General features: G+C 32.7%; 9 protein-coding genes. 1 reads left to right on the top strand and 8 read right to left on the bottom strand.

What is annotated here, in order from left to right:
- Window positions 1-150: 150 nt before the first annotated feature.
- Window positions 151-639: a thioredoxin family protein gene (locus tag QMO11_RS19890; RefSeq protein ID WP_282039551.1), complete on the top strand. Its 489-nt coding sequence runs from the start codon at window positions 151-153 to the stop codon at window positions 637-639.
- A gap of 857 nt (window positions 640-1,496) precedes the next feature.
- Here the strand turns inward: QMO11_RS19890 and QMO11_RS19885 are convergent.
- The 8 genes from QMO11_RS19885 to gldE all read right to left on the bottom strand — a co-directional run bounded on the left by QMO11_RS19885 (window position 1,497) and on the right by gldE (window position 7,140).
- Complete coding sequence (locus QMO11_RS19885) at window positions 1,497-1,646, bottom strand: PspC domain-containing protein (RefSeq protein ID WP_282039549.1); 150 nt, start codon at window positions 1,644-1,646, stop codon at window positions 1,497-1,499.
- Window positions 1,647-1,722: 76 nt separating this feature from the next.
- A complete protein-coding gene (locus QMO11_RS19880) occupies window positions 1,723-2,289 on the bottom strand; it encodes a hypothetical protein (protein WP_282039547.1) in 567 nt (188 codons plus the stop codon).
- A 63-nt stretch (window positions 2,290-2,352) separates the two neighbouring features.
- Window positions 2,353-3,306, bottom strand: a complete 954-nt coding sequence (locus tag QMO11_RS19875) for a DUF6588 family protein (RefSeq protein WP_282039545.1) — start codon at window positions 3,304-3,306, stop codon at window positions 2,353-2,355.
- Between the two features lie 202 nt (window positions 3,307-3,508).
- Window positions 3,509-3,700, bottom strand: coding sequence for a cold-shock protein (locus tag QMO11_RS19870; protein ID WP_068472046.1), 192 nt, complete (start codon window positions 3,698-3,700; stop codon window positions 3,509-3,511).
- Between the two features lie 140 nt (window positions 3,701-3,840).
- Entirely contained in the window at window positions 3,841-4,620 is a 780-nt protein-coding gene (locus tag QMO11_RS19865) for a phosphoglycerol geranylgeranyltransferase (RefSeq protein ID WP_282039544.1), read from the bottom strand.
- Between the two features lie 11 nt (window positions 4,621-4,631).
- On the bottom strand, window positions 4,632-5,258 hold the full coding sequence (locus QMO11_RS19860) for a 4'-phosphopantetheinyl transferase family protein (protein WP_282039542.1): 627 nt from the start codon (window positions 5,256-5,258) through the stop codon (window positions 4,632-4,634).
- 13 nt (window positions 5,259-5,271) lie between these two features.
- The gene (gene gldD / locus QMO11_RS19855; RefSeq protein WP_282039540.1) at window positions 5,272-5,856 is read right to left on the bottom strand and encodes a gliding motility lipoprotein GldD; all 585 of its coding nucleotides are present in this window, start codon (window positions 5,854-5,856) and stop codon (window positions 5,272-5,274) included.
- Window positions 5,857-5,880: 24 nt separating this feature from the next.
- On the bottom strand, window positions 5,881-7,140 hold the full coding sequence (gene gldE, locus QMO11_RS19850) for a gliding motility-associated protein GldE (RefSeq protein WP_282039539.1): 1,260 nt from the start codon (window positions 7,138-7,140) through the stop codon (window positions 5,881-5,883).
- Window positions 7,141-7,201: the final 61 nt, after the last annotated feature.

Below are 7,201 nucleotides of genomic sequence, written 5' to 3'. Positions count from 1 at the left end.
GATACTTAAATATAACAAATGCTTTGTTTCTTTTCTCTTAAAATAGAACTTTTCTTACGTCGAATTCACGTTAAATAAGGTATTGTAACCATAGCAAGATTGGTGTAATAGCTAAACTAAGTTTACTTGTATCCTTAATAATTTTGATTTATGAATAAAATAGATAATTCTTCAAAAATTAAATCACATCCTTTTTGGCGATGGTTCTGGCTCACTTTCCTTGTACTTTCTCTTTTATATGCGTGGTATTCATTTTACGTTCCTTCCAATGATATAGTGTGGGCTGATGATATGGTCTCTGCTCGAAAAATCGCTAATGATTCCGACAAAAATATACTATTGTTTTTCACAGGAGATTGGTGCGTACCCTGCCGTATTATGAAGCGTGAAATTTTTGCAGATAAGAAAGTCATGAAGGCCGTTAATGCACAAGTTGTACCTGTAATAATTAATGTTGATGATCCCAATACTAAAGAAATCATAAAGCGCTATAACATCGATGTAACACCAATAACGATTTTTACAGATCCCCAAGGAGTAGTGCTTGATTATGCAGTTGGCAAAATTGGAAAACTTGAATTCCTAGAAATGATTACAAATTTGGATATTAAGACACCTGAAGTAAATTTAAAGCAGTAAATTTAAAATAGCTACATTTTAATAACCTTGTTTATTAGCTCATTGCAATGAGGTACGAAGAAGAAAACACTATGGTAGCAAAAAAACTTTGATCGCACAACTGCCTCAAAGAAAATAAATACTAACATTCTATTATTTAAAGATTTGATAAAAGTAAAAAAACCACTGCCATAAGAACGACAGCGGCTTTTCAATCTTTAACCAAACCTAACCCATACAAATATAATAAAAAATCTAGATAGTAACATATATAAACAGCAAAAAATCAGAATGTGGATTTTATTCCTTTATCGAATACAATGAAGACCATAGGAACTATAGAAGGTAGGAGCTTTCAATGTACCTTACAAAAATTGGAACTTGCCAGGTTTTCTAATTAGAGAATGTCTTATTTGAAAATATTATTCATTTCATTATTCTGTGTAAGCAACAGTGTGAACTCTGAGAAAGTCGCGTTTTATCTCTTTCCTCAAATAAGTGGTTCCTGCTATTTACAGGGAGTCATCTGTTACTAGGATTCAGCTCTTAAGAGAAATATTATTGAAATAATATAAAGGAGTATATGACTTATCAATAGATTCAATAGGCGAGTCATTCCAATAAATGTAAAGCTAAAATTAAGTTTTAAGAAACCTATTGCTAGTGAACCTATTTTCACTGATACGTATAAAATAAGAAAAGCCACTATCGTGAGAACGATAGCAGCTTTTCAATCTTTAACCAAACCTAACCCATCGCAATATACGAATAATTTTTATATTCGCAACACTTACTCATAACTTATTTCAAAAAAAAGAGATTGACGTGGAATATTGGTAATATTTTATAATAAAATTAAACTTTATTGATACTGCACACTACTTAGAAAACACCTTAACAATCCAAAGTATTAGGTACAACCCAATACCTGCACCGAAGATTAATACCGATAAAACAAAAGCAATACGGATGCCCTTAACACTCCATCCTAACTTGCCACTTAGCCATTCAGATACACCTAAAATCATAGTATTAAAATTGAGATTAACCCTAATTCATATTATATGTGAATTATTTAGTTTATATATAATTTTTTATCAGGGGCTATTCCCCTACACCAATTGTTTGTGAGAACACTACAGTTCCTTTAATAAGAATCTCTAATTCTACATTAATATAACTATCCTCAGGACTTGCTTGGCCCATTGCCAGAAATTCAATATCTGTATCTGCGGCACCGCTCACCACAATATCCTTCAATAAATTATGTAATGCATCCACCCCTTCTTTTTGAAGGTAGTCGGGTAGAAATATTTCTTCCTCATCATCTGGAATAACTAATTCATAATTATCTAATAAGTACTTAAGCTGATTGTTTTCTTTAATAGTAAGGTCCAATGCTATTGTATCAGCCTCATTCATACCTAATGTTTTTACGTTAATCCATACACCTTCAATGTAAACATCTTCTATTCCTGCATCTTCAAACTCCAAATCTTGAATACTTTCATTAATAGTACTCGCATAAATTATAGCTTGTTTTTCAAAGTTTCCGTTATCTGCAACTATAATTGTTGCGTCATGCTCAATTGTTGGGTATAGCTTTATCTCCTTTTCATCACAAGCAATTAAAAGGATGGAAATTATAAATAAGTTTACTAACTTTTTCATCGTATTATATTTTACAAATTATTTAACTCAACTAATTATACTTAACCCCGAGAAAATCGGGAGTTATTTTAATTCCTTAGATTTCCTATATCTTTCCCGTTCATTTATTCCAAACCCTATTCCTACGTTAACAGTATTCTGTTTAGCAAAATTATAATCTCCATTAACTTTAAAAGGCCCCATATTTAAGGTTATACCAAGTGTTGCTCTAATGGTATTAGCTGCATCCATATCAAATTCCACCTTATCTCCAGGTTCTGTAGACTCAGAATTCACTTCTGGTTCTATTCCACTATAATCGTATTGAACCTTTACCTTTCCTGTTTCATAAGATAAACCTCCATAAAAAGTAACAAACGAGGTATTGTAACTACACTGCAAACTAATGATATTAGAACTTGCATCAAGATACTCCCCTACTTTAAAATATTGATTGTAATAACCAATTGCTATATCAACAGGAATACTATCGAGATAATTATTAATACTATGCCTAATTCCCCAACCAAATACATCTAACTCACCTGCATCTTCAATATTCATTTTGGTATAACGAATTGTTAGGTCTGTACCATATACCGACCCTATGGTAAGTTGTGGCATCAGTAAGGGCATATGATCTACATCAAATCCTCCTGGGAGAACATAACTTAATCCATTACCCGGGTGTGTCACAGTAGGTCCTTCAGCAGGTCCAAAAACAGTTGGCGCTTCAATCTCACCTGATAGTCCTGAAGATGGATCGTCATATTTGGCCATAAAATACTTTGATTTGGTAGGAATAATTGCTGATTGAGCAACAACTCCTATATACATTTGGAAACCCCATTTCTCAATACTCGAATTATGGTACAGTCCACTATTAAGATTAGCGGAGAAAGCATCAGCAAAAGGCTGCATATATTTTTGCCCATTCTCTGAAGTATACTTTGATATAAAATCTTCAAGATTTTGAGCATGTAAGGTCATAAATGCCCCTAATACAACTGTTAATAGCAATAATTTACATTTATTCATAGTAGTGATTATTAAGTAGTGTTAATCCAATTTAGGGATATTTTATTTGTATTTCAAGTCCTAATTGATTGAAGTTAACTTATTGACCAATAACATCTATGAATAATACATTTCGATTACCTATAAAAAACAAAAGCCCTCACATTATAAATGTGAGGGCTTGGATTTGCGTAATATAAATTATATATCGAAATATCTTAATCTATGCTAACTTTACGTTAACCGCATTTAATCCTTTTTTTCCTTCTTTTAATTCAAAAGTAACGTCGTCGTCCTCTTTGATTTCATCGATTAGACCAGTTACGTGAACGAAATACTCGTTGTCTGATTCATTGTCTTTAATAAAACCAAAACCTTTTGATTCATTAAAAAATTTTACTTTTCCTTCTTTCATAATAAATGTAAATAAAAACTAACTCTTACAAATGTATGATTAAAAGTTGTATATCAATAAAAAAAAACAAAAAAGTGTAAAAAAATTATTGTTCACTTTACACTATCTCAATAAGCTGATAGTTTGGACATTATAAAGACCTAATAAGACTTAATTATTTTTCTAAATTCGGATAGTAACGAAATATCTTTTTCAAATGCATTTCCAACAACAATTACATCTGCTCCTGCGTGGCATGCATTTTTTACTTTTTCTGCGGTATTTAAACCGCCTCCAACTATAAGAGGAATGTCAATACTAAGCTTCACTTTTTGTATCAATTCTTGCGGAATCGGCACCTCTGCTCCACTCCCTCCTTCAAGATAAATTAGTTTATGCCCTAACATTTCTCCGGCAATAGCGGTTGCGGCAGCAATATCGGATTTATCAGCAGGTATAGGAGCCGTTTGACTCATGTATTCAACTGAAGTTCTTTTACCGCTTTCAACAAGGATATACCCCGTACTAAGCACTTCTAAATTAGATTCTTTTAGAAAAGGAGCAACTACAACATGGTTGCCTATTAATAAATCTGAGTTACGCCCTGAAATAAGCGATATAAAAAGCAAAGCATCTGCCTCAGGGGTAACCTGTAATAAACTTCCTGGAAAAAGCACTACTGGGACATCAAGGTGTTGCTTAAGGGATTTAATTACCTTATCTGTCTTCACCGAAACTAAACTACCTCCCACCAATATCAGGTCTGGCATAGCCGATTCTATTGCAGTTATTACTTTAATTAGGTTATTCTGAGGATATTTTTCAGGGTCAATGAGCATGGCAAGCAATTTCTTACCTGCTTTCTGCTTATCTTTAATTAACTCAAGTATCATTCTTTTTGTATTGATATGCGTATGGGTAAAGCTAGCGAGAGTTCGCATAATAAACAATGCTAAATCTTATAAGCCAAATAATATTCAGGAGTGATTAAGTAGTGAATATTTAGATATTCTGTACTATCATTTACAAAAACGGAAGTATTAACTATACCTTGATTGCTAATTACAAATGGTTTACAAAGTAAGTCTTCATTGAAAATTACCCCTTCGGTATCTAATAGCTTATACAAAGCCTCTTTAATACACCATATTAAAGAGTAGTATTTATTGTTATCTGCAACTGGAATAAATAGATCCTCATCTGCTGAAATAAATCGTTGTGCTATTTTCATCACTCTATCAGAAGGGTATTCGATATCTACACCCGGAACACCATTTGTGGTAAAAGCAACAGCAACAAAGCCATTAGTATGACTAATACTTATGATATATTCACTATTCTCAAGTATTGGTTTACCTGAGTCTAAATAGCTTATTTTTGGATATACACCGATAACTTCGCTTATAAGACAACGTGTGCAGAGAAACTCAAGCTTTCGCTTAACAAGCTTAAACGAATTTACTTTTTGCAAATCATCATCTGAAACTTGAAGTTCTGCTAATATTTCATCAACAGTTTCTTCAATCTTCCAAACCTTTACAAAACCGTTATTGTGATTTATAGTATTAATTAGAGGCATGATTATAAAGTGTTTAATCTTCCCACTTTAATGTTTCCATTAAGTGCATTACATCCTCTTTTATAAAATCAACAACTGGAGCCAATGAATCTTTGTTAGGGATAACATCGAAATATAAGGATCCACGTACAAAGTGCTTTACACTATCCGTTAAAAAGAACTGTAACGATGAAGCTGCATCTCCTTTAATATCGTATAAAATACCATAGGTTTTGTTTTCGTCTGAAGCAAAAACACGTTCACCAATCGCATCTGCTTTAATGGAATGTTTATAGGCTAATCCCCTACTATCTTCAAGTATCACAACAAGATTATCTTCAACGGGCTTGTAACTAAAATGAATTACGCCTTTGTGCTGTGGGTAACGAATATTTAACCAGTATTGCTCTGCATGTGGAGATGGGTCTGCTATTACATTAGCATGTTTTGAAGCTTCAAACGTATAGGGTTTACCATCTTGATATAACGAATACTCATGCTCGGGAAAAGTAATTCGGAAATATCCACGTGGTTTTGGTGTTGTTGAATGTGTACAAGCAGTGATTATTACAATTAAAGCTATAATTAAGCCTAGCTGTTTATTTAATTTCCCTCTCATTATATAGCTTTTTAAGGCAATTGTTTAACGAACACGTCCGATTCGTTTTTCCTCAAATTTAATTTGAATAATTCTACGTGAATCAACATCGACAATAGTAAACTCACATTTTTTATATTTGATGATCTCTGTTTTATCAGGTATCTCTCCTTTCAGTTCCAATAACAATCCCGCCAAGGTTTCTGCTTCTCCTTTTACTTCATCAAAATAATCCTCATCGATATTAGTTACCTTATGAAAATCATTTAATAACGTTTGCCCTTCAAATAAGATGGTTCCATCCGGAAGAATAGTATAAGTAGCTTCCTCATCATCTTGCTCATCAGATATTTCGCCAACAATTTCTTCTAATATATCCTCTAAACTAACAATCCCAGAAGTACCGCCATATTCATCAACCACAATGGCCATATGAATTTTATTAAGTTTGAATTCTTCTAGTAAATCGTTTATTTTTTTTGTTTCTGGAATAAAATAAGGTTCTCGGATGAGTTCTTGCCAATTAAATTCATCGCCTTTCTCTAAATAAGGCAATACATCTTTTACGTATAAAACACCTTTTACATTATCTGGCGTATTTTCGAATATTGGAATACGGCTAAAGCCTGATTCAACAATAATCTCAAGCACTTTGGTAAATAAACTCGATATTTCAACATCAACAACATTTACCCTAGGAGTAGCAATTTCAGCAGCACTGATATTACCGAATTTTACAATACTTTCTAATATATCTTTTTCATCAGTAATTTCCTTACTAGTTAACTCCAAAGCATGTGAGATATCATCCATTGATATGGAGCTTTGTTTTTTAGCAACACGCCTATTTACAAAGCCTGATGATTTTACCAAAATATAACTAAATGGTCGAAAAAGAGTCTTTAATAAAGTCAAAGGATAAGCCATAAACTCAGCAAACCTAACTGCAAATCTACTGGCATAAACCTTGGGGAAAATCTCACCAAAGAATAATATTAAACTCGTAATTCCAACAAGTTCGATGGCAAACTTAACCCAAGCTGTTTCACCAAAGCTTATTAATGAATTAGAAATAAAGGCTGATAATATTACAATACCAACATTTACAAAGTTATTGCCTATCAATATAGTCGCCAATAAAGTTTCGGGATCGTTTAAATGCTGTTGAATTAATGCTGCACTCTTATTTTCGCCATCTTCAATATTGTGTAAATCACTTGGTGTTAGTGAGAAAAACGCTACTTCTGAACCAGATAGCATACCTGACAATAAAAGCAAAATAAAAAGCGCTACTATAGCAGTCATTACACCAGTGGTTAGGGGCAATAACTCAATAGCTAAAATTGTTGTATTTATATGTGAGTAA

It is taken from the genome of Saccharicrinis aurantiacus, from assembly GCF_947489045.1.
GTDB lineage: Bacteria > Bacteroidota > Bacteroidia > Bacteroidales > Marinilabiliaceae > Saccharicrinis > Saccharicrinis aurantiacus.
Note: the sequence above shows the minus strand (reverse complement) of the source record. Positions and strands in the feature narration are given on the sequence as shown.